Origin of the sequence: Pantoea sp. GL120224-02, assembly GCF_900215395.1 — a bacterium.
GTDB lineage: Bacteria > Pseudomonadota > Gammaproteobacteria > Enterobacterales > Enterobacteriaceae > Pantoea > Pantoea communis.
In genome coordinates this window covers 17182-39381 of the sequence record NZ_OBEC01000010.1, presented here as the reverse complement: position 1 = coordinate 39381, position 22200 = coordinate 17182, and the positions used below count along the sequence as shown (strand labels likewise).

Genomic DNA, 22200 nt, shown 5'->3' with positions numbered 1-22200 from the left:
GCGCATCGCTGCGCACCGATTTTTCCGTCATGTTGGGATTGAGAGCGACTTACATTACGGTTAGATCAGCATCGGCAATGTGGCACTGGCCGTTTGCTGACTAGCAGTGGCGTAATGCGCATCATGTGCCATCAGCTCCCCCATTAACGCCTCAACCAGCAACATCGCCCCTACCTTCCCACTCAACGTTCCGGCATTAAGTGGGCCTTCCGGTCGCGCCGCCACCAGCAACATATCCGCCAGATTGCCCATCGGGCTGCGCAGCGTATTACTTAGCATCAGCACCTGAGCTTTGCGCTTCTTCGCCACATTGACCACATGCATCAGATCTTTGGTGGAACCGGAAGCAGAGATCGCGATAACCAAATCACCTTCACCCAGGGTCGAAGCATTCATTGCCGCACGATGCATATCACCAAACAGCTGCGCGGATTTGCCCAGCCGTAGTAGACGATGATGCAAATATTCGCCGGTTATCGCGCTGGCAGCCACACCATAGATTTGGATAGAACGCGCCTGATGCACCGCCGCACCAGCCTGCTGTAAGACCTCGCGATCAATAAATTTTCCGGTATCGCGCAGCGCCTGCACCGACTCTTCCACCAGCGCATCAACCGGATCGCCCGTTGCTGCCAGCGTGGGCTGACTCTGCTGCACATCCAGCGCCAGCGCCATCTTAAATTCGGTGTAGCCTTTGCAACTCAGGTTGCGGCACAAGCGCGTCACGCTGGCTTCGCTGGTGTCCGTCTCTTTCGCCAATTCGGTAATGGTGAGATACAGCACTCTCTGCGGTTCGGTCAGGATGAAGTCGCCCAGCTTTTGTAGCGCAGGACTGTAGCCCGGCAAGCCCTGCTTCAGATGCAGCAAAATATTTCCATTGTCCGTCATGACACCTCTCCATTAGCCAATATTGATGGCGCTTAGTGTGCGTAAAGGCCCTGCTTTGTGCCAGCAGAATTGATTATAAGTGAAAGCTATCACACTAATGGTAGTAATTTTCATCCGATGAAGTAGATTATGATAATAATTTTTACCACAACAACACTTCGGGGATAAAAATTTATGTCAATGTTCAGTGGAGCCTCTTCAGGAGGCTGGTTTGAAAAAGCGCAACGTTTTGGAAAATCCTTTATGTTGCCGATCGCGGTATTACCTGCCGCCGGCTTGCTATTGGGCATTGGCGGCGCGTTATCAGTTGGCCGATCCCAATACGCAGCAGTTTTATCTGGGGACGGCGCGCTTTATGTCGGGCCGCTTTATCACCATGATGTTTGGCCTGATCGGGGCTTGTCTGGCGATGTATCACACTGCCAAACCCGAGAACCGCAAACGTGTGGCCGGTTTGTTATTATCCGCCGCCCTCACCTCATTTCTGACTGGGATCACCGAACCGATTGAGTTCTCGTTCCTGTTTGTGGCGCCAGTGTTATATGTGATTCACGCGCTGTTCGATGGCCTGGCCTTTATGATCGCCCACATCCTGCACATCACCATTGGACAGACCTTCTCCGGCGGTTTAATCGATTTCATTCTGTTCGGTGTATTGCAGGGTGAAGCGAAAACCCACTGGATGTATGTGCCCCTGGTCGGCGTGCCATGGTTCCTGCTGTATTACTTTACCTTCCGCCTGCTGATCACTCGATTCAATTTCAAAACGCCAGGCCGTGAAGATGTCAGCATCGATACCTTGCCAGTTGCCGCTGGCGAACGCCCTTTGCAGGTGATTGAAGCGCTGGGCGGTAAAGACAATATTGCCGAACTTGACTGCTGCGCCACACGTTTGCGTATCACACTAAACGACAGTTCTAAACTTAATGAAGCCGCATTGAAGGCCACGGGCGCTCGCGCGGTTATCCAGCGTGGCAACGGCGTACAGGTGATCTATGGCCCGCACGTCACCATTATCAAAAATGAAGTTGAGGAGTTACTCGCGCTATGAAAGTAAACATGCTGGAGCAAATTAAAGGGAAACTGGTGGTGTCTTGTCAGGCACTGGAAAATGAACCCCTGCACAGCGCCTATATCATGTCGCGTATGGCATTAGCCGCGAAGCAAGGTGGCGCGTCGGCAATCCGCGCCAACAGTCTGATCGATGTAGAGCAGATTATGCAAACCGTGGATTTGCCCATTATCGCCATTATCAAACGAGATTATTCAGGCAGTGATGTATATATCACTGCCACGCTCAAAGAGGTCGATGAATTGATGGCGGCGAATCCAGCGATGATCGCGCTGGACGCCACGCAACATCAGAGGCCTGGCGAACTGCAGTTGCCGCAGTTGGTGGCGGCGATTCGTCAACGCTATCCGCAGTTATTGCTGATGGCAGATATCGCGACAGTTGATGAGGCGTTGCTGGCGGATGAACTCGGCTTCGACTGCGTAGGTACTACGCTGCATGGCTACACGGCGGAAACGCGCGGAAAGTATCTGGCGGCAAATGATTTTCACTTTCTGCGTGAAGTATTAACAGCAGTGAAGGCGCCAGTGATTGCAGAAGGCAATGTGGAAACACCTGAGATGGCGGCGCAGTGTTTAAAACTGGGCGCGCATTCTGTGGTGGTCGGTGGCGCGATAACCCGTCCTCAGCAAATAACGCAGCGTTTTGTCAACGCAATCAGCTAATACGTTTTATTAGGCCTTAAATAGCAAAGCCGCCCGAAGGCGGCCTTAACGCTGAAGCGGAAACTGAACTTATTTGTACAGTTCTGCCGTCATGTGCACACGGTTGTTGGTGTTCGCTTCAGTGATTTTATACTGAGCGCCCTGCTGTTGTGCGACTGCGGCAACTTTCGCTTCGGCACCGTCAAGAGTTGAAGACTCAACGGAGATGCTCTGGGCAAAGCTGGCAGCAGACATCAGTGAAAGAGCGGCGGCAGCGGCGATGGTCAGTGTTTTGATAGTTTTCATGGTTTTATTCCTTTGGGTTGTTTGTGAAGGCTGTGTGCCTTCGATGGAAATAATAATACCCCAGGTTACCATTACCATATTAACTATTAGTGCGATCATGATGATCCAACTAATCATGCGCAGCGTTACTGTCACATTGACTGTCATAATGATCAGGATGTTATCCACATTTCAGGTGAAAAGACTGCGCGCTAACCTGTGGATAAATCACCTCCCACCGCCAACCACGCCAGCTGCACTGCCGTGGTTACTTTTCGTACGAGCTTGTACCTGATTGCTCACTCATCTCCTGTTACGCCTAACGGATCAAATCGTTACCGATTACGGTTAGTGTGGTTTCATACCGAATCCTCTTTCTCAACCACCAGTACCCGCGCGGCGCCCTGCGGATGGGCAACATGCTCGGTTCCCACACTGGCAAAGAAAATATCACCGACATTCAACATCACTTTCTGTACTTCGCCCTGCTCGCGGTAATGCATTTCTACTGCACCATCCAACACCACAAAGACCTCTTCGCCGTCGTTGATGTGCCAGCGATAAGGTTTATCAGTCCAATGCAATCTGACGCTGGTACCGTCGAAATTGGCAATATCGACGGCATCCCAGGCTTTGGCTGGAGTAAAGTTTTTACTGATGATGGTTTTCATGCGGATCCTAAATGATTGAGATTGCGCACTATCTTAACGGTAAGGCATAGATGGATGAGGACATGCATCGACCCTTTTCGGACAGATTAATTCCTCACCACGGCGAACTTACGCAAAGCAACAATATTCATCACGGCCAGTATTGCTGCGGCAATAAAGATCATCGCCACCTGGCCGGGAATATAAGCCATAAAGGCCGCGAGAAATTGCCCGGCAAAGATTGCCATCGATAAACGCGCCAGTTGTCGTCCACGCTCATGCGGTTGGCTGGTTTCAACCGTCATATGGTTGACCAGAGGCACTGACAGGCCAAATCCTATGCCTAACAGGATGCCGCCCGGCAGGCACAGCAGCATGTCCGGTGCAGCAGCAAACTCCAGGTGCGCCAACATATAACAAACGAACGCCATGATCAGGGTTGGATAAGGACCAAATTGCAGTGCCACATGCGGCATCAACGCTGCAGCCAACACGGCCACCAGCGAAACGAATGACAGAAAATACCCGATATGAGCGGCATTAACGCCCAACGCGGCAAAGCGTTGTGGCAGCATGATGATGGCGGTAAAGAAACACATCATGGAGCAGATGGCCGCCAGCAATACCGGACGCAATGCCCGATCGCTGTTGGTTGCGCCTTCATCCCTGGTTTCAGTGACGATTTGCTGTTGCGGACGTGGAAACAAAATGACCACCAATGCGAGCAGCAACCAGGACAAAAGATAGAGTGCATAGGGATAGCGCCAACTCAAGGAAGCCAGAATCCCGCCAATAAATAAAAACACCACTCCACCAAGTTCGATAGCCATGCCCTGACGCGCCATCATTTTAAGTCGTGCTTCAGCCTGATAAAAACTGGCAATTAAACTGGTTCCAGCCGACATCACTACGGCGGTAAAACAGCCTAATAGGACACGATCAATGATCTGCAGGGGTGCGCCGGGTAACCAGGCACCCGCCACGCCCAATCCGCCGTAACAGAAAAGACCCACAAGAAGCATGGGGTAAGCGCCATAACGGTCTATCGCTCGTCCGGCAAAAGGCCCTGCCAGTACTACGCCCAATGCTGGCAGCGTTACCAACCAATTAGCCAGATGTGAGACTCCTAATTGCGCAGCAATCTCACTCAATCCCGGTACGATAACGCAGCCCACCATGATGGTCAGGCAACTCACCGCCAATAACGTCATTGCCGCTGCAGGTTTTAATACAGTCATGAATACACCTATCCGCATAATGGGTTTATCATCCACATATCGGACATGAGTGTTAGGGTAATCGCGTGTGATGTCAATCGCTAGCGGGTAACGTGATAGAGTGGCGCGTGGGTAAATCGATGAAACGGATGAATAATGGTCGCAGATACTGAAGCTAACGGATCACAGGTGATTGCACGTGCCGCCACCCTTTTGCGCGCACTGGAAAATCGCCCCGCTGGATTATCAATGTCCGAACTGGCGAAATCGACTGCGTTACCGCGAACCACGGTTCATCGATTGGTGACCTCTCTGATTGCGCAGCAGTTGCTGATCCAGGACAGCGCGGGAATTAAATTGGGGCCAGCACTGACCAGACTTGCCGCCTCAGCGCACACCGATATTATTGCGCTGGCGCAACCGGCGATGGAGACGCTGGGGCGTCGCACCCGCGAAACGGTGGACTTGTGTGTCTGGCGTGGCAGCCACACGGTACTGGTCAGCCAATATGCTTCGGATCAGGAGCTGCGCGTGGTTTCGCCCATCAGCACAGCCTTTCCTTCCCACTGCGCCGCACATGGCAAAGCCCTATTGGCGGAACAGCCTGAAGAGCTTTTTACGACGTTAATGCCGCAGTTGAATGAGGTGCGCACCCTGCAAACGTTGAAAGATCGTCAGCCTTTGCTGAAAGCGATTGAGTCAATTCGCCAGCAAGGTTATGCGATTGATCGGGAGGAGCATGCGCGCGGCGTTTGTGGCGTCAGTGTTGCTCTGCACACCGGGCCGGGTGAACGCTATGCCCTGGCCTTAGCCGTGCCGGCTATGCGCTTCGATGAGCAGTTTCCCCAACTACTGGCCGCGCTGATGCAGGCGAAGGCAGAAATTGAAACGCTGGTGGCGCGCTAAAAAGATAAAACCCGCCAGGGCGGGTTAGATTTGAGAGTGGTTTACACACCCCAAAACAGAATGTTAATAGCGTCTTTAATTTCAGTTTCGTAGATTGCAAGACTTCCGACTTTATCGCCAAACACGCTTTTTGAAACGCTAACGACATCGTCAGTTTTCAGCCGATAAGCAGTGCCATTGAGTTGAACGATTGGAAGGAGCTCTTTACTCACTTTTTCAGAGAGTAAAGAGGCATCAACAAGCGGGATGGCCATTCTAAATCCCGGTGTATCAAGGATGTTACTCTGAACATCGACAAAAAGTTGGTAATGACTGGTCCGCTTATATTCATAAACATCAAATTGCATGAGTTACCACTTCCTGTTCTCATCAGCGAACGAGCCAAACTTTTGGTTAAAAGCGGCAAGTTCTTCCATGCCCTCACGATTTTCTTCCTTCCAACGTTCCCCTTTAATGCGCTTAGCCTCTTTGGCGTAAGCCGCATCCGCTAATGCAGAAACGTTAACGCCGGAGTCAACCAAATATTTATAGTTGTCTTTCTCAACGGTGATACTGACTTTGCCTCTCATTTAGCCCCCTAAATCGATGTCGTTTAGAGGTATACTATATGGGTATACAATGAGGGTAAATAGTCACCATTGCCAAATCTGTGTCAGGGAAATCTTAATATTACAGATTTAAGGTATATGAGGGGGGCCTGGATGACCTTAGAGATCATCTAAGTAGAACGTATGAGAGGCGGTTACTTAGTTCAGAAACAGCAAAGCCGCCCGAAGGCGGCCTTAACGCTGAAGCGGAAACTGAACTTATTTATACAGCTCTGCAGTCATGTGCACACGGTTGTTGGTGTTTGCTTCAGTGATTTTATACTGTGCGCCCTGCTCTTGTGCCACTGCGGCAACTTTTGCTTCTGCACCGTCAAGAGTTGAGGACTCAACGGAAATGCTCTGTGCAAAGCTGGCAAATGAAACCAGAGTAAGGGCTGAAACTGCAACGAAAGTTTTGATAGATTTCATGGTCATTTCCTCAAATTCATTTTCAGATTATGAGGCATTCTGCCTCGATGTGAAAAAGAATAGACCTGTATTGTGATGGTTGAAATCTAATCATTTTGCTTTTATCGTTCTAATTATTTGAATGAGAGTTTTGGGCTGAGTATTTGCCTTAGCGCATCAGAAATAACAAAGCCGCCCGAAGGCGACTTGAATTAAGGCCTTGCCGCAGAGCCATCCGGCAAGCGAGCATTAGTCCACTCGGGTTGATCACCTTTAACTGGATACTTAGCTGCACGGGCTTCATCAATATCTACACCTAAACCTGGGCGAGCACTGAGGTATGCATAACCACGATCAATCTCCGGGCAGCCCGGGAAGACTTCCTGCAAAGCCTCATTGACCGGCGTATATTCCTGAATACCGAGGTTAGTAATGCTCATATCAATATGCAGATTTGCAGCGACACCAACGGGTGAAATATCACCTGGTCCATGCCAGGCGGTTCTTACGCCGTAGAGCTCAGCAAAAGTCGCCAGCTTTTTGGCAGGCGTAATACCGCCGATGGTACTGACATGGCAACGAATATAATCGATAAGCTGGTTTTGGATCAGGGGTTTCCATTCGTTAATCTGGGTAAATAACTCTCCCATCGCAATCGGTGTACTGCTCTGTGTCCGTAATGTTTTAAGCCAATCGATGTTCTCAGGGGCGACAGGATCTTCGAGGAAAAACAACTGGAACTCTTCCAGCGATTTCGCCATTTGAATCGAGGCAATCGGTGTGATTCGCTCGTGTACGTCATGAATAAACTCCACACCAAAACCAATTTTATTACGCAGATGATCAAACAAACGGGGCACCGCACGCGCGTAAGCTTCGGGGTCGAAATAAACGCCCGGCGTCTGACTACGCGGTGACACCTTCGGCTGAATATTACGTGCCTTAGCCAACTTACCGGCGATCAGACGTAAATCATCGGTGCCAGCACCGCCGTACATGCCCACCTGGCAGCGTACATATTGATAACCCTCTTCCATACGGGCCCGAATATTATCTTCAACTTCAACTTCATCTGCGCCGTCACAGTGGCGATAAAGAGCAATGCCATCACGGCACTTACCACCCAACAGTTCAAACACTGGCAACCCAGCCACTTTACCTTTTAAATCCCACAAGGCCATATCGACGCCAGACAGTGCGTTGTTCATGACCGGGCCATTTCGCCAATAGCCACTCACCGCAGCCGATTGCCAAATATCCTCAATACGCGCGGGATCCTTACCTATTAAGAACGGTTTCATGTAGTTGTCGATAGCAGAGGCGACGGCATGAATACGTTGTGTAAACGTCGCACAGCCTAAACCGTATAACCCAGGTTCACTGGTTTCAATTTTGACCACCACCAGGTCAATACCGCCCGGTGCAGTGAGAATGGTTTTTACGTTGGTAATCTTAAGTTGGCTCATGCTAATCCTCATTAATCCTGTATGATGTCCTACATGTTTGAAGTATAAAAAAAGCCGCAATGGGCTTTTGCTATGTTCAGTTATGGCGTACATCTTCGATAGCGTGCACGTTATGGGTCATCGCACTGTTCAGCGTCTCTGTTGCCAAATCTGCATCACGATTTTTCAGCGCCATAAATACCTTAATGTGGGCTTCAACGCTCTCAAGCGTAATGCCCAGCACACGGTTTAACTCTTCGAGATAATGCACATAGATGCCTTTGAGTGACTCCATAACATGAATAAAAATTTTGTTATGCGAAGCTTTCACGATGGCCAGATGGAAGTCGTAGTCTGCCAGGGAATACTTCTTGTAATCATCCCGATTAACCAGCATTCGATTGAGCGCACTCTCTAACGCCTGAATGTCTTCATCAGTCGCATTCTCTACAGCCAACTTCATGCAACGAAACTCAACGGTTTGGCGAAACACGCGCATATCGTCAAACTCTTCCTGAGACAGATGCAAAATCGGCTGATTGTCGCTGAAGGCCCCATAGCGCGCGACATCCCGGGTAACATAAGTCCCCTTGCCCTGATGCGTGATGACGATACCTAAATCGCGTAACTTTTGCACAGCACTGCGCACGCTGACTCGGCTGACCTGGAAGGTGGCCGTGAGTTCTGCTTCAGAAGGCAACTTACAGCCCGGCTCCCAGATGCCATCCTGAATGTTCTGCTTCATCTGTTCGTAGATCACGTCCACGATATTGTGTTTTTGAATACTTGCCAGCGCCACGTTGCTCACTCACTTGTCCTACATGTTGGTCTTTTTAACTTTTTCACTCTCCTGGCACAAGGCGTTTTTTCTTTTATCACGCTTAACCCTTTTGACTAGAATTATAAAAACACATCAATTTCATACAGTTGATGTGTTATTTACTATTTCCAGCTCCTGCTAACTGATCCCATTTTTGTGAAACAGTCTGCAATTTATTGATCAGGTTATTGCTGCTACTTACAACCTCACGTACAACTTTCACACCAACTTGTTAGTCATGTTACATGAGGAATTATCATGCACTCCCTTTTCGATTTAACGGGAAAAACGGCCTTGATTACCGGTTCAACGCGTGGGCTCGGTTTTTCCTATGCCACGGGATTAGCGCAAGCTGGCGCTTCTGTCATCCTCAACGGCACTCGCGAACAGCACATGTATCACGCGTTAGCACAGTTAAAAGCCCAGGAATTTAATGCGCGAGGCTTTCTCTTTAACGTCGCAAACGAGGATGAGATAGAGCGCGTTTTCGCACAGCTTGATGAAGAAAATATCCACGTCGATATCGTCATCAATAATGCGGGCATTCAGTTCCGTAAACCTATGCTGGAGCTGGCGTTAAGTGACTGGCAGCGTGTAATAGATGTGAATCTCACCAGTGCCTTCCTGGTGGCTCGTGCCGCAGCGCGGCGTATGGTGGCGCGCAACAGCGGTGGCAAAATTATCAACATCGGCTCACTCACGAGTGAAGCCGCTCGCGCCACCGTTGCCCCTTATACCGCAGCAAAAGGCGGTATCAAATTACTGACGAAATCGATGGCAGCTGAATGGGCAGTCCATAACATCCAATCGAATGGCATTGGGCCAGGTTATATCCTCACCGACATGAACAGTGCGCTGGTAGAAAACCTGGAATTTAATCAATGGGTTTGCAATAGCACACCCTCAGGGCGCTGGGGTAAACCTGATGAGTTGATTGGCACAGCGGTGTACCTGGCCTCCTCTGCCTCTAACTACGTCAATGGACAAATGATTTATGTCGACGGCGGTTGGCTCGCCACGCTTTAGACCAACGTCATTTAAAAATGCATTTCCAGACTCATTGTACCCTCCCCTTAAAACGATAAGAGGTCAGAACATGAATCAGACCATTTCAGGGACACTATCTAATAAACGTTGGGGGCGGCTCATTCCCATCGCCTTCATCACCTACAGCCTGGCTTATTTGGATCGAGCAAACTACGGTTTCGGCGCTGCAGCTGGACTCGCAGAAGACCTCAACATCACACCGGCAATATCGTCGCTGCTGGGCGCTCTATTCTTCCTGGGTTATTTCTGTTTTCAAGTGCCAGGCGGTATCTATGCAGAGAAACACTCAGCCAAGCGATTGATTTTCTGGAGTCTCATCCTTTGGGGGGCGCTGGCTGCTGCAACAGGAATGGTGCATAACGTTGCACTTTTAGCGGCCGTACGTTTTCTTCTGGGTGTCGCCGAAAGCGTTGTCATGCCCTCAATGCTGATATTTCTCAGTCATTGGTTCACACGGGAAGAGCGTTCCAGAGCAAATACCTTCTTGTTTCTAGGTAATCCCATCACAGTTTTGTGGATGTCGATCCTTTCAGGATACTTAATCAATTCCTTTGGGTGGCGTGGGATGTTCATTATCGAAGGTGCGCCAGCCATCATTTGGGCGGTCATCTGGTGGGTGATATACGCCGATCGACCAAAAGACGCCAAATGGTTAAGCGATACGGAAAAACGTGCCATCGAGAATGCGCTGGCTGAAGAACAACAAGCCATAAAACCCGTTAAAAACTATCGCGAAGCATTTCGTTCACCCAAAGTGCTTGCCCTTGCTTTCATCCATTTCTTTTGGAACATAGGCATGTACGGCTTCATTATGTGGCTGCCCTCGATGCTCAAAACGGCATCTGGATTAGGCATCGTGGCAACCGGTTGGCTATCTGCAGCCCCCTATCTGCTGGCCGTTCCACTGATGTTAACCGCGTCCTGGTACTCTGATAAATTTCAGCAGCGCAAAGCTATCGTTTTGGCTTTCCTCGGGCTGGGGGCCGTTTGTTTTATTGCATCCTTCACCCTCGGCGCATCTCATTTCTGGATTTCCTGGTCACTTCTGGTCATTGCGGGAGGAGCAATGTATACGCCGTATGGTCCATTCTTCGCCGCCATACCTGAAATGATCCCGCGCAACGTTGTAGCCGGTGCAATGTCATTTGTCGTTTGTTTTGGCGCATTAGGGTCATTCGTCGGCGCCTGGATTGTGGGTTACTTAAATGGTTTGACCGGGAGTCCTGCGGCTTCATATGTCTTTATGGGCGCGTCTCTAGTGGTTGCTGTGCTTTTAACCGCACTGACCCGGTTTAGTAACGCATCGAACACGTTAACCCACGCCACCACTGCGCACTGAGAAAGGTCAATCCATGACAGCTAAACCCACCCGTACCCGTTTCTCCGTGCTGGCGATGTTGTTTGTTGTAACGGCCATTAACTATATGGACCGTGCCAACCTCTCCGTGGCGGGTTCTCATATTCAGGGAGACCTGGCGCTCTCACCGACTCAACTCGGATTGCTGTTTTCAATGTTTACCTGGTTCTACGCCATGAGCCAGATTCCCGTGGGATATCTGCTGGATCGCATCGGATCCCGCTGGCTGTATGGTAGCGCGATTGTGCTGTGGAGCGTGTTCACCTTATTAATGGGGTTTGCTTCGCACCATCTTTTCGCCACCGCCACTGCTTCTTTTATGATGTTGCTGGCTTGCCGTGCTTTGGTGGGGATCGCTGAAGCCCCCTCCTTTCCTTCGAATACCAAAATCATTGCGACATGGTTCCCTGATCACGAGCGTGCTCGCGCAACGGCAACCTATTCCAGTGCGCAATACATTGGGCTCGCACTCCTTACCCCTCTACTTTCCCTGATCGTAAGTAAATGGGGCTGGGAGATGTCGTTTTACATTTCTGGCGCGGTCGGCATTGTATTTGGTTTTTACTGGCTGATTCGCTATCGCGATCCGCAACACAGCACGCAGGTAAATAAAGGTGAACTGGATATTATTCGCCAGGGTGGCGGCTATGGTTCTGAAGTAAAAGGGGCAAATACCCGGGTGAACTGGCCTGAAGTGCGCTTCATCTTGCGTCAACGCACCACCTGGGGGCTGTTTATTGCCCAGTTCGCAGCGTCGTCCACGCTCTACTTTTTCCTGACCTGGTTTATTGTCTATCTGGAGAAAGGATTGCACCTGTCGATCGACAAAGCAGGGATTGGCGCCATGTTCCCTTACCTCATGGCCATGGCTGGTGTGTTGTGCGGCGGTACATTAAGTGATCTGCTGCTGAAGCGCGGCCGCAGCCGTACCTTTGCGCGTAAACTTCCTGTGATGACAGGAATGTTGCTGACCTGTTCTATTGCGCTGGTGAATTTCTTCCAGGACCAACCCGTGATAGCGATTGGTATCCTGTCTATCGCCTTTTTCGCCAATGCTTTCTCCAATCTCGGTTGGGTGGTATGCAGTGATGTGATTCCTCGTCACCTGATTGGCACCATTGGTGGATTTCTCAATATCTTCGGTAACTTGTCCGGTATCGCCAGCCCCATCATCATCGGCATTATTTTGCAACGCACGCAAAACTTTCAATACGCGATGTGGTACATCGCGGCTGTCGCTCTGGCAGGTTTCCTCGCCTATCTGTTCCTGGTGGGAAAAATCGAAGTCATGGTTCCTCCAGAAGAACAACCGACCCCGCGTGACAAAGAGAAATATAAGACACCTTCAAATGCTTAGGAGTAATCATGCAGCATAAAACGGTTAAAGCCGTCATGGTGGCGGGAGCCCATGATGTACGGTGTGAGAATCAAGATATTGCCTTGAACAGCGATCAAGTGCTGGTGAAAGTGGAGCGCGGGGGAATCTGTGGTTCCGATATCCATTATTTCTTGCATGGTCGGGCAGGTATGTCGGTATTGAAGTCGCCGATGGTGTTAGGGCATGAATTTGTTGGCATCGTTGAGCAAGCACCACAGGCAAGCAGCCTGCATGCAGGGCAACGAGTGGCCATCAACCCATCGCAACCCTGCCAGCAGTGCGATATCTGCCGCTCAGGTAAACAAAATCTCTGCCGCTCCATGCGATTCATGGGAAGCGCACAGTTTTACCCTCATGTTAACGGTGGATTCGCCCAGCATGTGGTGGTCGCGCCAGAGCAGTGTATCCCTTATGAAGATAATGTAGAGGCAAAGGTGATTGCCTTCGCCGAACCGCTAGCTGTGTGTATTCACGCCATCAAACAGGCTGGGGATTTAACGGGCAAACGCGTTTTGGTGACTGGCGCAGGACCGATTGGATGTCTGGTGATTGCAGCGGCTTTAGCTTCAGGCGCGGCAGAAGTGGTGGCGACCGATCTCAGCGAACGTTGCCGCACGTTGGCATTAGAAATGGGAGCGGCCTCGGTCTGGGACCCGCGAGATGAAGAAGTCGTTGCCGGATGGCGTGAACAAGGTGGCCGCTTCGATGTGTGTTTTGAGGCCTCCGGCGCTGCCGCTGCCGTCGCCTCAGTCGTTGCCTATACCCGACCCGGCGGGATTATCGTGCAACTTGGTATGGGTCAGGCTGAAATCACCTATCCCATCGGTCCTCTCTTGGTTAAAGAGGTTCAATTACGCGGCTCGTTTAGGTTCGTCGATGAGTTTTCCACTGCCGTACGTTGGCTGGAGACGGGGAAAATTAATCCTCTGCCGTTACTGTCCGCTGAAATGCCGATGGACCAGGCGGTTGCCGCACTCGAGTTGGCGGCTGACAAAGAAAGGGCCGCAAAAGTGCAGTTAGTTTTCTAGGTTTCAGATACAGCAAAGCCGCCCGAAGGCGGCCTTAACGCTGAAGCGGAAACTAAACTTATTTGTACAGCTCTGCAGTCATGTGCACACGGTTGTTGGTGTTTGCTTCAGTGATTTTATACTGAGCGCCCTGCTCTTGTGCCACTGCGGCAACTTTTGCTTCTGCACCGTCAAGAGTTGAAGACTCTACGGAAATGCTCTGTGCAAAGCTGGCGGCAGACATCAGTGAAAGAGCGGCAGCAGCGGCGATGGTCAGTGTTTTAATGGTTTTCATGGTCATATTCCTTTGGGTTATTGATGAAGGCTGTGTGCCCTCGATGAAATAATGATAACCTTGGTTATCGTTTCTATATTAACTATTAGTGCGATAATGATGATCAGACTAATTATTATTCGCAAGCAAGGTGCGCACGGTCGAGATAAACTGCGGCCACTGATGGAAACGCATCACCGGCATATGTGCATGACGCTGCGTGCGCAGCGCTTCAACAAATGCACTGGCTTGCTGATCAATCTGGTCATGATTCTGTTTCATGATGCGGTCTCCACTGCATTACGCCTCTCAACGAAAAAGGCCGCCCCGTAAGGCGGCCTGCTCCGGCACTTCCCTGTGCAACCATCCGAAAATTATTTGTACAACTCAGCGGTCATGTGCACGATATTGCCGTCGCTGGCTTCAATGATTTTGTATTGTGCGTTCTGCTGATGTGCCTGAGCAGCGATTTTCGCTTCCGCACCGTCCAGAGTCAGTGAAGTGGCAGATACTGTTTGAGCAAAGCTGGCAGCAGACATCAGTGAAAGAGCGGCAACAGCGGCGATTGACATTGCTTTGATAGTTTTCATGGTCATATTCCTTGGTTTGTTTGATGAGAAGGCTGTGTGCCTTCGATGGAAGTGATAATAACCAAGTAAACTATATCCATCTTAACTATTAGTGCGATCATTATGATCGCACTAATAGTTAATTCTCTTAAGACAGATTCAAAGATTCAATCACTTGTCGCACTTCCCGCTGATCTTCGCTGGATAATGCCCGGAGTGGGCGTGGCAAATTGTTCTCGTCCGCCAGGCCCAAAAGAGTCGCCGCAGCCGCCATCACTCGGATGCTGCCACCATGTTGACGAAACAGCGCCCAAAGCGGGGCTAACCGTTGGGACTGCTGGGCGACTGCAGTGAAATCCCCTGCCTGAGCGGCTCGGGTAAGCGCTAATGCCGTGTTGGGGAACAAGCCACCACACACGGAATACCAAACCTCACATCCGGCCATCAGACCGTTACCCGCTGAGGCATCGCCGCTGACGCCGATACTAATGTGTTCAGGCAGTTGCGCACGCAGTGCGCTCACCCGCTGGGTAGCCGCTGACATTTGGTCAGGAACACCGGGGATTTTGATCGAAGCTATGTTGGAAAGCGCGGCTATCCGTGCGTAGAGCGCATCGGAAAACTGCGTGTGCGTCGTGCCGGGGTTGTCATAAACGCAAATGGGCACCGAGACGTGCTGAACCACCTCGGCATAAAAATTAAACACTTCTTCTTCGGTGAGCTTTTGGTACGAAACTACCGGCAATAGCAGAGCCCTTACGCCTGCCTGCTGCGCATCATCAGCCAGTCGCAACACTTCATCAGTGCTAATCGCGCCAATGCTGACCATTACCGGAATACCGTCTGCATGCTGGACCGCAAGTGTCGCCACGCGCTTGCGTTGCTCTCGGGAGAAGTAAGCATAGCTGCCGGTTGAACCCAGCACGCCCAGCGAGTCGACCTTAGCGGCAGTCAATCGCGCCAGAATCTTTAGAAAGGATTGTTCGTCGATGCCTGCAGCATTGACGGGGGTCAGTGGGAACGCACTAAGACCTGAAAACATAGCCAGCTCCTGTTAGATAACGCAAAAGCGCATCTTAACAACAGCTGGCCATTTGTCATAGGACAAAGCCGTTAGCGTTTGGCCCTTCTTTTAAAACCAAACCAAATCAGCCCGAACACCACAATGATACCCGCAGCAGCCATGCCAAGCCGCGATACCAGCATCAAAGGTGACGCGTCACCGCCCGCGCGCAATGATTTCACTCGATCCTCAGTGATTTGCACCTTGCTGTGACCGATATCCTGCATCACATAGTTAGTGACGGCAGCCACCTGATGGTCATTCAACTCACCGGCAAAGCCAATCATCCCCTGATCGTGTTCTGGCCATACGCCATCCAATACCGCCATCGCCACATTATCGGCGTTAGGCTTGTTGAGCACCGGATGATTCTGCAACGCTGGAAGACCGTTCAGCCCTTCACCTGTCAGGTTATGGCAGGAGGCGCAGTTGTTGCGATAGATCTGCTCACCTTCGCTGACCGCAGCCTGTGGCGTGTCGTCGCCTCGCACTGGCATCCAGTGATTCGTCGGTGCTGGCTCAGCCGCAGCACTATCCTGCGGCAGCAGATACGTTGCAATAGCCTGACGATCTGCTGGCGTCATGCGCGAGAAGCTTTTATCAATGGCTTCGAGCATCGGTCCACCCGCCGTGGCGCCGTTGCTGGCATGGCCTGTCGCCAGATACTGCGCCAGCATGTCACGCGTCCAGTGCGGTTTGCCCTGCAACGTAGCCGCCGTGATATCGGGCGCAAACCAGGTACCCAGTGAAGCCCCCTGCAGGTTCTTATCCTGCTGCTCCGCCATCAGGAAATTACGCGGCGTGTGGCAGGTGCTGCAGTGGGTTAACCCCTGCACCAGATAGGCGCCGCGATTCCACTCATCCGACTGTTTGGCATCTGGCTGGAACGGTTTGCTGTCGAGGAACAACAGGTTCCACGCCGCCATGCTGAAACGCAGATTGAACGGAAATGGCAGCGCAGTTTTCTCTGGCTGCACATCCACCGGCTGCACGCCCTGCATAAAGTAGGCGTACAAAGCAGCGACATCTTCATCAGTCAGCTTCGCATAAGCCGTGTAAGGCATTGCCGGATAGAGCTGACTGCCATCACCACGCTCGCCCTTACGCAACGCATCCGCAAACTGATGTTCGGTGTAATTACCGATTCCCGCAGTTTTCGATGGCGTGATATTGGTACTGAAGATCGTGCCCAACGGGCTGGCAATCGCGTGGCCGCCACTGAAAGGGGCTTTACCCTCTTCGGTGTGACACGCGCCGCAGTCACCGGCAATCGCCAGATACTCCCCGCGCTTAATCAGTTGCTCATCCGCTGCATGCGCTTGTGAAACAGCCAACGCCAACGTGCCTGCTGCAAGCAGGGCTTTCCAGTGCTTAGCCATGTTGCGTCTCCTGCAGGATTTTGTCGGCGGTACGAAGAGCCAGCGCCATTGCCGTGAGCGTGACGTTGCAGGTGCCCACCGTTGGCATCACACCCGTGCCAACCATAAACAGATTATGATGATCATGTGCACGCCCCCACGCATCGGTCACACTGGTCGCCGGGTCGAGGCCCATAGAGAGCGTGCCGGTGATGTGCTGACGATTAGAGAACTTACCGGTTTTGCTGTGCTTAATGTTGGTTGCGCCGAGTTTGGCCGCAATCGCGTCATAGCATTCACGCGTTTTCGCGGTGCCTTTGATGACATAATCGTTCACGTCCCAATACAGCGATGGCGTGGGTAAACCCAGCTCGTCCTTGTTGCTGCTCAAGGTCACGCGGTTGTTCGGATCGGGTAACTGCTCAAGCGCATTTTTGATGCTAAGGCGACGCGCGGCGCGGAAGCGAATCGCTTCCTGCAACTTCTTGCCAAACAGTCCTTCCGCCAGCGCTTCTTTAGTCACTGAGGCAACCTGTGAAGCGTTAGAGATATCGATACGGAACGGTGAATGTTCGCTGCGGAAATCGCCGTCACGGAACTGACCAATCGAACAAGGACTCACCGGGCCACGTCCTGGCCAAATCTCTTCATCGACGTCAAACGTCACGCCTATCGCCGGGTGATCGCTCAGGTTGCGACCCACATTATCGTGCGCGTTGGCGATACCGTTCGGGAATTTATCGCTGACAGACATCAGCAGCAGTTTTGGGGTTTCAATCGCGTTGGCGGCCAGTACAAAGGTTTCAGCCGTGACACGATGGCTGACTTTGTTCCAGTCATAGTAATTGGCTGCCACGATATTGCCCTTGGCATCGTGCTCCAGCTGATACACCACCGCTTCGGTGATCACTTTCACGCCGCTGTTTTCAGCCTGCTGTGCGGCAATCCCGCCGTGATACTGGGCGTCGATTGGGCAAAGCGGCATGCAGTTGTTATTGCCGCAGCAGGCCGGACGGCCATCGTAACTGTGGCTGTTGCGACCCGTGCTGTCATCGAGCACGGTGAAGTCGGGTGCCAGGCGTGCGGTCACGCGTTGTTGCAACCAGGACGCCGGCACGCGCTCCATCGGATAAGGTTTGCTGCGCGGCGAACCATTGTCCGGCGATCCGCCGACCCCCGCGATCACTTCCGCCTGATAGTAGTACTCTTCCAGGTCGTCATAGCAAATTGGCCAATCTTTGCCGACGCCATACTGGCTGTGCTGACGGAAGTCGTTGGGAACAAAGCGCCACAACTGCGCCGCCCAGTGCCAGCTGGTGCCACCAAACATGCGAATGTACTGCGCAGCAAACGGATGCGGCCCGGCCTGATGCAGGTAATCATTCGGTTCCGGTGTATAGCGCGGATGCGGTGCCTTGGGCGAGAATGGATACGGCGACATAAAGTCAGATTTGAACGCCGATGCACGGAAACGCTCAACTAGCTGATCGCGTGCTACTTTCGGGCCGGACTCCAGTAACAGTACTGATTTACCTGCTTTTGCCAGACGGGTCGCCAGCAGCGAGCCGTTAACGCCCGCGCCGATAACAACCACATCGGCAGAATTATTGTTTTTCATAACGACATTACTCTTCTGAATCAGGGCTGTTGCGCCCAGCTACCACATTTGCCGTAGGAGAAACTCGGCGGCACTAATTTGTCATCCACCAGCAGATTGGCGAGCGTGTTCACGTAGGTGACATACAGCGCGTGATTGCCTTTGCCGACCACACCGTTGTACCAGCCGCCAAGTATCGCTTTTGCCAGCTTTTCGCTGTCCGCATCCGAGGCAAACGCCAGGTGATCTTGCTGCAGCAGTTCTGGCTGGTTTTGCAGTAGCGCCTTCAACTGTGCCAGCGCAGGGAGAAAACCTTTCTGCGTCTGACTCAGGGCCAAAAGCAGCGCACGCCCAACGGTGGCGTTCAGGGATTCTTGTTGCGTCAGCAGTTGTGAAACCTGCATAAAATCATCCAGCCCAGCCACGTTGGCCGGTGACTGGGCGGCGTTAAGGCGCGGCAACGGCAAAAGCTGGCCTGCGGCGCTGGCAATCGTCACCAGCCCGACCATCTTCAACACGCGGCGGCGTGAGTAGTGCTTCATAATGTCTTCCAGTAAAAACGTCGCCTGCCATCACAGGCGACAGAATAAAATCGAATCTATTTTTTATGTCTGCGGCGCATCAGCCACCACATCAGCAGTGCAACTACCACCAACGCACCGACGCCTACCCCGACCTGCGCCAGCATCACCAGTGGTGATGACGGTCCACCACGACGGATCTCCGCCACCTGATCTGGTGAGACGGTTGCGTCAACATTGCCGTAGTGATGCAAGATCCAGTTCGACAGCGTGGCAACTTGCTGATCATCAAGCTGATTCAATGCGTTCGGCTGCGAACCAAACGGCGGCATAAACACATCACCTTCGGCGGTATGACGCTGAACACCGTAAAGAATGGTAGCAATCAGGTTCGACGGATTACGCTCTGCAGTAGCACTATTATGGAATAGGCTCGGATAAAACGCGTCTTTGGTTCCCTGGCCGCTGCTGCCGTGACACGACGCGCAATTGCCGGAGAACAGGCGAGCACCTTCATCGCTGGTGGGCGCGTTGAATGCATCACCACGGAACGCCACCAGATTTTGAGCCGCTTTACCCTGTTCGAAGCGCGAAGCGCCGCTCGCAGGTGCATCTTTATCCGTCACGCTGCCCATGTATTCGGCAATGGCGGCCAAATCGGCATCCGATAAGTGCTGGAAGCTGTGGGTAATCGCCTCCGCCATGCTACCAGCAGCCTGCGCTTTCCCCGCGAGACGACCGGTTTTCAGGTAAGTGATAAGATCCTGCTGTGACCACTGGCCAATCCCACTCACCGCGTTGGCGGTGATATTGGGCGCGAACCACGGGCCGACCTGCGCACCAGTAAAGGCATCACCCTCTTTCTCCTGCATCAGAAAACCGCGAGGGGTGTGGCAAGTGCTACAGTGCGCTGCGCCATCCACCAGATAGCGTCCGCGATTCCAGCTGTCAGAGTGTGACGCATCCGCTGTGTAACCCGGAGCTTTCAGGAACAGCGCGTTCCAGAACATCATCGAAAAACGCAGATTCAACGGGAACGGCAGATGGGTCTCCTCCGTCGTGTTATCCACCGGCTGCACGCCTGACATGAAGTAGGCGTACAGCGCATGCACATCTTCATCCGTTAAGGTGGCGTACGCGGTGTAAGGCATCGCCGGATAAAGATTGGCGCCATCGGCACGCACACCTTTACGCAGCGCATCAGCAAATTGCTGCTCACTGTAGTTGCCAATCCCTGCGACCTTCGACGGCGTGATGTTGGTGGCGATGATTTCACCCACCGGTGATTCAATCGCTTTGCCACCGGCGAAGGGTTTACGGTGTTCAGCGGTATGACAGGCAGTACAATCTGAGGCTACCGCTAAATATTCACCTTTTTTGACCAAGGCATCATCAGCGGCATGAGCGGCACCGCTCGCCAGTGCCAGAACCAGCGCGATCTGTTTTATTTTCAACATGATTACGCCTCCAGAGCCTGTTTAACGATGGCATCAGCGGCTTTAAAGGCGAGCGCCACCATCGTCAAGGTGCTGTTACCGCAGGCGGTACTTGCCATCGCCCCGCCGCCCGGCAGGAACAGATTGCGGTGATCGTGAGCGCGACATTCGTTATCCACCACCGAATTAGCCGGGTCGTTACCCATGATGGTGCCACCCATGATGTGCTTGCTCTGGTTGAATTGTTTCGAGAACTTCTTATCGATCGCGCCCATTGCTTCGGCAATCTTGTCAGCGATCGGTTTGGAGTAGTTCTGGTACGAACGGCGAACATAGTCGCCCACATTGTAGTGAATGGCCGGTTTCGGCAGACCAAGCCAATCCTTTTTATCGCTCAGCGTCAGGCGGTTATTGGCATCCGGCAGGATCTCATGCGCCAGCACGATATCGGCGGTACAGGCGGTCATGCGGCGGATCTCTTCATCCAATGCTTTACCCACCAGCCCTTTCTCCAGTGCGCCAAAAGTGACGAAGCGGTTGCGCGCAAAGTTGTTGAAGCGGAAGTAAGCACCCGCATGCTCAGAACGGAAATCGCCTTGCGAGGTTTCCATAATGCCGCTATTCACCACCGGTCCTACGCCCGCCCAATAAGGTTCATCCAGCGTTAAGGTCATGGTGATTTGTGGATGGTCCATCATGTTGCGGCCGACTTGATCGGAGCTGTTAGCAATGCCGTTTGGATTACGCGAGTCAGCTGACATCAGCAGCAGTTTCGGCGTCTCCAGTCCGTTACAGGCGATGATGAACAACTTGCCGCTGACGCGATGGGTTTGCTTGTGCTGATCGTAGTAGTGCACCGCTTCGATTTTGTTGCCGGCATTGGTTTCAATACGCCACACCACCGCGTTATCAAGGATGGTGGCACCTTTGGCTTCGAGGCGGGAAAGTGCCGTCGCACCATCATACTTCGCGCCCACCGGACAAACCGGCACACAGTTGTTATTGGCGCAGCATGCCGGGCGATCGTCATAGGACATGCCGCTGTTACGGGCCTGCGCGGTAGGGATGTTATGCAACCCCAGCCTCTCGCGCACCACTTCGGTAAAGCGTGCTTCCCCCGGTCCAAACGGCAGCGCGGGCATCGGATAAGGTTTCGAACGCAGTGGCGGCCATTGCAGTGCCGGATCGTCCGGTCCACAAATGCCGAGTTTATATTCAGCACGGGCGTAATAAGGTTCCAGCGTCTCATAATCAAACGCCCAGTCACGGCCAACGCCGTAGCGAGAATGCAATTGCATATCCGCAGGCGTTAAGCGCCAACATGTTCCTGCCCAGTGCCAGGTCGATCCGCCCGCATAGCGCACATAGCTTTGCGCATAAGAGTCTTCGCCGCTTAATTGCAGATACCCTTTGCCCGCCCCTGCCGGTTCCGGATGCGGAGCCCAATCGCGGGACGGGTAGCACTCAATCGGGTTGCCTTTGGCCGCCAGGGGTAGATTGCGATAATTTTCAACGATTTCGGCACGCGAAACGCGCGGGCCGGCTTCCAGCATCAATACCGGAATGCCGGCATCAAGCAGTTGCTCAGCGATCACCACACCGACCACGCCGGTGCCAACGATCACCACGGGTGACTGAGAAGGAGCTGCCATATTTTATCTTCTTTTATTG

25 protein-coding genes are annotated in these 22200 nt (G+C 52.3%); 7 read left to right on the top strand and 18 right to left on the bottom strand.

From position 1 onward, the window contains the following. Window positions 1–60 precede the first annotated feature (60 nt). Window positions 61–888, bottom strand: coding sequence for a MurR/RpiR family transcriptional regulator (locus CRO33_RS17845; protein WP_097119058.1), 828 nt, complete (start codon window positions 886–888; stop codon window positions 61–63). A gap of 187 nt (window positions 889–1075) precedes the next feature. Here CRO33_RS17845 and CRO33_RS17840 point away from each other — a divergent pair, with 187 nt between their 5' ends. Together CRO33_RS17840 and CRO33_RS17835 are read left to right on the top strand one after the other, a co-directional pair. Continuing rightward, entirely contained in the window at window positions 1076–1939 is an 864-nt protein-coding gene (locus tag CRO33_RS17840) for a PTS transporter subunit EIIC (protein WP_255253287.1), read from the top strand. Next, window positions 1936–2625 carry an N-acetylmannosamine-6-phosphate 2-epimerase gene (locus CRO33_RS17835; protein ID WP_097119057.1) on the top strand — a complete coding sequence of 230 codons (690 nt, stop codon included), beginning with the start codon at window positions 1936–1938 and terminating at the stop codon, window positions 2623–2625. The genes CRO33_RS17840 and CRO33_RS17835 overlap by 4 nt, the downstream gene beginning before the upstream one ends. A gap of 69 nt (window positions 2626–2694) precedes the next feature. Here CRO33_RS17835 and CRO33_RS17830 read toward each other — a convergent pair whose 3' ends face one another. The 3 genes from CRO33_RS17830 to CRO33_RS17820 all read right to left on the bottom strand — a co-directional run bounded on the left by CRO33_RS17830 (window position 2695) and on the right by CRO33_RS17820 (window position 4777). Then, window positions 2695–2910, bottom strand: a complete 216-nt coding sequence (locus CRO33_RS17830) for a YdgH/BhsA/McbA-like domain containing protein (RefSeq protein ID WP_034829885.1) — start codon at window positions 2908–2910, stop codon at window positions 2695–2697. 338 nt (window positions 2911–3248) lie between these two features. Beyond that, window positions 3249–3560 (bottom strand): cupin, encoded by a 312-nt coding sequence (locus CRO33_RS17825; RefSeq protein ID WP_097119056.1) that lies wholly within the window; start codon window positions 3558–3560, stop codon window positions 3249–3251. Between the two features lie 86 nt (window positions 3561–3646). After that, complete coding sequence (locus tag CRO33_RS17820) at window positions 3647–4777, bottom strand: MFS transporter (RefSeq protein WP_097119055.1); 1131 nt, start codon at window positions 4775–4777, stop codon at window positions 3647–3649. A 135-nt stretch (window positions 4778–4912) separates the two neighbouring features. Here CRO33_RS17820 and CRO33_RS17815 point away from each other — a divergent pair, with 135 nt between their 5' ends. Further along, complete coding sequence (locus tag CRO33_RS17815; protein WP_097119054.1) at window positions 4913–5662, top strand: IclR family transcriptional regulator; 750 nt, start codon at window positions 4913–4915, stop codon at window positions 5660–5662. A 41-nt stretch (window positions 5663–5703) separates the two neighbouring features. Here the strand turns inward: CRO33_RS17815 and CRO33_RS17810 are convergent, their stop codons facing one another. From CRO33_RS17810 to CRO33_RS17790, 5 genes are all read right to left on the bottom strand, one after another. Then, window positions 5704–6009: a CcdB family protein gene (locus CRO33_RS17810; RefSeq protein ID WP_034829889.1), complete on the bottom strand. Its 306-nt coding sequence runs from the start codon at window positions 6007–6009 to the stop codon at window positions 5704–5706. 3 nt (window positions 6010–6012) lie between these two features. Then, the gene (locus CRO33_RS17805; RefSeq protein WP_034829890.1) at window positions 6013–6231 is read right to left on the bottom strand and encodes a type II toxin-antitoxin system CcdA family antitoxin; all 219 of its coding nucleotides are present in this window, start codon (window positions 6229–6231) and stop codon (window positions 6013–6015) included. Window positions 6232–6468: 237 nt separating this feature from the next. Next, complete coding sequence (locus CRO33_RS17800) at window positions 6469–6678, bottom strand: YdgH/BhsA/McbA-like domain containing protein (protein WP_097119053.1); 210 nt, start codon at window positions 6676–6678, stop codon at window positions 6469–6471. Between the two features lie 191 nt (window positions 6679–6869). Beyond that, window positions 6870–8123, bottom strand: a complete 1254-nt coding sequence (locus CRO33_RS17795; protein WP_097119052.1) for an enolase C-terminal domain-like protein — start codon at window positions 8121–8123, stop codon at window positions 6870–6872. Window positions 8124–8199: 76 nt separating this feature from the next. Continuing rightward, window positions 8200–8901 (bottom strand): FadR/GntR family transcriptional regulator, encoded by a 702-nt coding sequence (locus CRO33_RS17790; RefSeq protein WP_097119186.1) that lies wholly within the window; start codon window positions 8899–8901, stop codon window positions 8200–8202. A gap of 279 nt (window positions 8902–9180) precedes the next feature. On the opposite strand from CRO33_RS17790, the gene CRO33_RS17785 reads away from it, so the two are divergent. The 4 genes from CRO33_RS17785 to idnD all read left to right on the top strand — a co-directional run bounded on the left by CRO33_RS17785 (window position 9181) and on the right by idnD (window position 13732). Next, window positions 9181–9948 carry an SDR family oxidoreductase gene (locus CRO33_RS17785; RefSeq protein ID WP_097119051.1) on the top strand — a complete coding sequence of 256 codons (768 nt, stop codon included), beginning with the start codon at window positions 9181–9183 and terminating at the stop codon, window positions 9946–9948. A 70-nt stretch (window positions 9949–10018) separates the two neighbouring features. Continuing rightward, window positions 10019–11308, top strand: coding sequence for an MFS transporter (locus CRO33_RS17780; protein ID WP_097119050.1), 1290 nt, complete (start codon window positions 10019–10021; stop codon window positions 11306–11308). Between the two features lie 13 nt (window positions 11309–11321). Next, window positions 11322–12683 carry an MFS transporter gene (locus CRO33_RS17775; RefSeq protein ID WP_097119049.1) on the top strand — a complete coding sequence of 454 codons (1362 nt, stop codon included), beginning with the start codon at window positions 11322–11324 and terminating at the stop codon, window positions 12681–12683. A gap of 8 nt (window positions 12684–12691) precedes the next feature. Next, the gene (gene idnD / locus CRO33_RS17770; protein ID WP_097119048.1) at window positions 12692–13732 is read left to right on the top strand and encodes an L-idonate 5-dehydrogenase; all 1041 of its coding nucleotides are present in this window, start codon (window positions 12692–12694) and stop codon (window positions 13730–13732) included. 58 nt (window positions 13733–13790) lie between these two features. Here the strand turns inward: idnD and CRO33_RS17765 are convergent, their stop codons facing one another. The 9 genes from CRO33_RS17765 to CRO33_RS17730 all read right to left on the bottom strand — a co-directional run bounded on the left by CRO33_RS17765 (window position 13791) and on the right by CRO33_RS17730 (window position 22181). Further along, on the bottom strand, window positions 13791–14006 hold the full coding sequence (locus CRO33_RS17765) for a YdgH/BhsA/McbA-like domain containing protein (RefSeq protein WP_034829897.1): 216 nt from the start codon (window positions 14004–14006) through the stop codon (window positions 13791–13793). 108 nt (window positions 14007–14114) lie between these two features. After that, complete coding sequence (locus CRO33_RS24630; RefSeq protein ID WP_176505793.1) at window positions 14115–14267, bottom strand: hypothetical protein; 153 nt, start codon at window positions 14265–14267, stop codon at window positions 14115–14117. A 92-nt stretch (window positions 14268–14359) separates the two neighbouring features. Then, window positions 14360–14575 (bottom strand): YdgH/BhsA/McbA-like domain containing protein, encoded by a 216-nt coding sequence (locus CRO33_RS17760; RefSeq protein ID WP_097119047.1) that lies wholly within the window; start codon window positions 14573–14575, stop codon window positions 14360–14362. 127 nt (window positions 14576–14702) lie between these two features. Continuing rightward, window positions 14703–15596, bottom strand: a complete 894-nt coding sequence (locus CRO33_RS17755; protein ID WP_097119046.1) for a dihydrodipicolinate synthase family protein — start codon at window positions 15594–15596, stop codon at window positions 14703–14705. A 71-nt stretch (window positions 15597–15667) separates the two neighbouring features. After that, window positions 15668–16996 carry a cytochrome c gene (locus CRO33_RS17750; RefSeq protein ID WP_097119045.1) on the bottom strand — a complete coding sequence of 443 codons (1329 nt, stop codon included), beginning with the start codon at window positions 16994–16996 and terminating at the stop codon, window positions 15668–15670. After that, the gene (locus CRO33_RS17745; RefSeq protein ID WP_097119044.1) at window positions 16989–18593 is read right to left on the bottom strand and encodes a GMC family oxidoreductase; all 1605 of its coding nucleotides are present in this window, start codon (window positions 18591–18593) and stop codon (window positions 16989–16991) included. The genes CRO33_RS17750 and CRO33_RS17745 overlap by 8 nt, the downstream gene beginning before the upstream one ends. Window positions 18594–18613: 20 nt before the next feature. After that, window positions 18614–19114 (bottom strand): sugar dehydrogenase complex small subunit, encoded by a 501-nt coding sequence (locus CRO33_RS17740; RefSeq protein ID WP_097119043.1) that lies wholly within the window; start codon window positions 19112–19114, stop codon window positions 18614–18616. A 56-nt stretch (window positions 19115–19170) separates the two neighbouring features. After that, entirely contained in the window at window positions 19171–20550 is a 1380-nt protein-coding gene (locus CRO33_RS17735) for a c-type cytochrome (RefSeq protein ID WP_097119042.1), read from the bottom strand. Window positions 20551–20552: 2 nt separating this feature from the next. Beyond that, complete coding sequence (locus CRO33_RS17730) at window positions 20553–22181, bottom strand: GMC family oxidoreductase (RefSeq protein ID WP_097119041.1); 1629 nt, start codon at window positions 22179–22181, stop codon at window positions 20553–20555. Window positions 22182–22200: the final 19 nt, after the last annotated feature.

Excerpts from the sequence above, each read along its gene's own strand:
- CRO33_RS17830 (WP_034829885.1), bottom strand. The coding sequence starts at position 2,910 with ATGAAAACTATCAAAACACTGACCATCGCCGCTGCCGCCGCTCTTTCA.
- CRO33_RS17785 (WP_097119051.1), top strand. The coding sequence starts at position 9,181 with ATGCACTCCCTTTTCGATTTAACGGGAAAAACGGCCTTGATTACCGGT.
- CRO33_RS17820 (WP_097119055.1), bottom strand. The coding sequence starts at position 4,777 with ATGACTGTATTAAAACCTGCAGCGGCAATGACGTTATTGGCGGTGAGT.
- CRO33_RS17740 (WP_097119043.1), bottom strand. The coding sequence starts at position 19,114 with ATGAAGCACTACTCACGCCGCCGCGTGTTGAAGATGGTCGGGCTGGTG.
- CRO33_RS17760 (WP_097119047.1), bottom strand. The coding sequence starts at position 14,575 with ATGAAAACTATCAAAGCAATGTCAATCGCCGCTGTTGCCGCTCTTTCA.
- CRO33_RS17815 (WP_097119054.1), top strand. The coding sequence starts at position 4,913 with ATGGTCGCAGATACTGAAGCTAACGGATCACAGGTGATTGCACGTGCC.
- idnD (WP_097119048.1), top strand. The coding sequence starts at position 12,692 with ATGCAGCATAAAACGGTTAAAGCCGTCATGGTGGCGGGAGCCCATGAT.
- CRO33_RS17810 (WP_034829889.1), bottom strand. The coding sequence starts at position 6,009 with ATGCAATTTGATGTTTATGAATATAAGCGGACCAGTCATTACCAACTT.
- CRO33_RS24630 (WP_176505793.1), bottom strand. The coding sequence starts at position 14,267 with ATGAAACAGAATCATGACCAGATTGATCAGCAAGCCAGTGCATTTGTT.
- CRO33_RS17800 (WP_097119053.1), bottom strand. The coding sequence starts at position 6,678 with ATGAAATCTATCAAAACTTTCGTTGCAGTTTCAGCCCTTACTCTGGTT.
- CRO33_RS17835 (WP_097119057.1), top strand. The coding sequence starts at position 1,936 with ATGAAAGTAAACATGCTGGAGCAAATTAAAGGGAAACTGGTGGTGTCT.
- CRO33_RS17730 (WP_097119041.1), bottom strand. The coding sequence starts at position 22,181 with ATGGCAGCTCCTTCTCAGTCACCCGTGGTGATCGTTGGCACCGGCGTG.
- CRO33_RS17745 (WP_097119044.1), bottom strand. The coding sequence starts at position 18,593 with ATGAAAAACAATAATTCTGCCGATGTGGTTGTTATCGGCGCGGGCGTT.
- CRO33_RS17780 (WP_097119050.1), top strand. The coding sequence starts at position 10,019 with ATGAATCAGACCATTTCAGGGACACTATCTAATAAACGTTGGGGGCGG.
- CRO33_RS17825 (WP_097119056.1), bottom strand. The coding sequence starts at position 3,560 with ATGAAAACCATCATCAGTAAAAACTTTACTCCAGCCAAAGCCTGGGAT.
- CRO33_RS17775 (WP_097119049.1), top strand. The coding sequence starts at position 11,322 with ATGACAGCTAAACCCACCCGTACCCGTTTCTCCGTGCTGGCGATGTTG.
- CRO33_RS17750 (WP_097119045.1), bottom strand. The coding sequence starts at position 16,996 with ATGGCTAAGCACTGGAAAGCCCTGCTTGCAGCAGGCACGTTGGCGTTG.
- CRO33_RS17755 (WP_097119046.1), bottom strand. The coding sequence starts at position 15,596 with ATGTTTTCAGGTCTTAGTGCGTTCCCACTGACCCCCGTCAATGCTGCA.
- CRO33_RS17845 (WP_097119058.1), bottom strand. The coding sequence starts at position 888 with ATGACGGACAATGGAAATATTTTGCTGCATCTGAAGCAGGGCTTGCCG.
- CRO33_RS17735 (WP_097119042.1), bottom strand. The coding sequence starts at position 20,550 with ATGTTGAAAATAAAACAGATCGCGCTGGTTCTGGCACTGGCGAGCGGT.
- CRO33_RS17795 (WP_097119052.1), bottom strand. The coding sequence starts at position 8,123 with ATGAGCCAACTTAAGATTACCAACGTAAAAACCATTCTCACTGCACCG.
- CRO33_RS17765 (WP_034829897.1), bottom strand. The coding sequence starts at position 14,006 with ATGAAAACCATTAAAACACTGACCATCGCCGCTGCTGCCGCTCTTTCA.
- CRO33_RS17805 (WP_034829890.1), bottom strand. The coding sequence starts at position 6,231 with ATGAGAGGCAAAGTCAGTATCACCGTTGAGAAAGACAACTATAAATAT.